At 54.0% G+C, this 972-nt stretch carries 2 protein-coding genes; one reads left to right on the top strand and one right to left on the bottom strand.

The window, feature by feature from the left end:
• On the top strand, positions 1-193 hold a 193-nt coding region (locus FQ192_RS34235), incomplete at its 5' end, for a hypothetical protein (protein ID WP_218585830.1).
• Positions 194-248: 55 nt separating this feature from the next.
• On the opposite strand, the gene FQ192_RS33850 is transcribed toward FQ192_RS34235, so the two are convergent.
• A complete protein-coding gene (locus FQ192_RS33850) occupies positions 249-857 on the bottom strand; it encodes a LysE family translocator (RefSeq protein WP_256672449.1) in 609 nt (202 codons plus the stop codon).
• Positions 858-972: the final 115 nt, after the last annotated feature.

The following is a 972-nucleotide window of genomic DNA, read 5'->3' on the forward strand; positions in this document are numbered from 1 at the left end:
TCGCAAGCCCTGTTTCATTTCTTACCTTGCGGGCGAGTGTGCGTTCAGACATTCCGAGTGTACCCGCCAACGCTTTCACCGTGATTTGTTCAGCCGGCATCTGCTCAAGCAGAACATGCAGCTTTCTAAGCAGCTTGCCGGGCTGTTCGATCGTAAGCGTCCAGCCAACACACCTTCCGAACTCCAGTATTAGGGGTAATGCGGCTGGCCATCTCATCCTGCCATCCCTGCGCAAAGGCCAATTCAACTCAACCTGAACGCTGAGCGATTGTCAGTAATATCCCGAAACTCACTAGTAGGCCGCCAAAAACTCGGTCAATCCATTGTCGTGCAGCTACCAGTTTCTCGCGCACCATCCCGGCGGAGAAGCACAGCGCGATGAGGCTGAACCACACCGCGTGCGCCCCTGCGATGAACAGTCCATATGCAATTTGCACTGTCAAGGCAGTGTCCGGACGTACTACACCAATGAACAGACTAACGATGAAGATAGATGTTTTAGGATTCAACGCGTTCGTGAGAAATCCCGTGCGGAGAGCTGCCAGATCTGACATAGCGGGTGGGGGTGCGTCTAGCTGTTCAATAGCTGGCTTGGAACGAAGCATTTTGATGCCTAGGTAGATGAGATACGCAGCTCCACCCAGCTTCAGCGCATTGAACAACCAAGGCGTTTGTTGAAGCACTAATCCTAGTCCGAGCAGCGTATAGCACACGTGGACAAGCACCCCCATACCAATTCCCACAGCTGTGAGGACGCCCGCGCGTCGAGACAGTAGTAATCCGTTGCGAGAAACCATGGCGAAATCCGGCCCTGGACTGATGCACGCGAGTATTGTAATGGTGATTGGGGATTCCATGACCATCCGGACACCCATTCCACCAACATCCGGACACTGATTCCACGCTGATCCGGACACTCATTCCACGAGCATCCGGACACCGATTCCACGGCCATCCGGACACTTTCAGGCA

The organism is Pseudomonas sp. ANT_J12 (genome assembly GCF_008370045.1).
Taxonomy (GTDB): domain Bacteria; phylum Pseudomonadota; class Gammaproteobacteria; order Pseudomonadales; family Pseudomonadaceae; genus Aquipseudomonas.

Coding starts and splice junctions, on each gene's coding strand:
- FQ192_RS33850 (WP_256672449.1), bottom strand. CDS start 857: ATGGAATCCCCAATCACCATTACAATACTCGCGTGCATCAGTCCAGGG.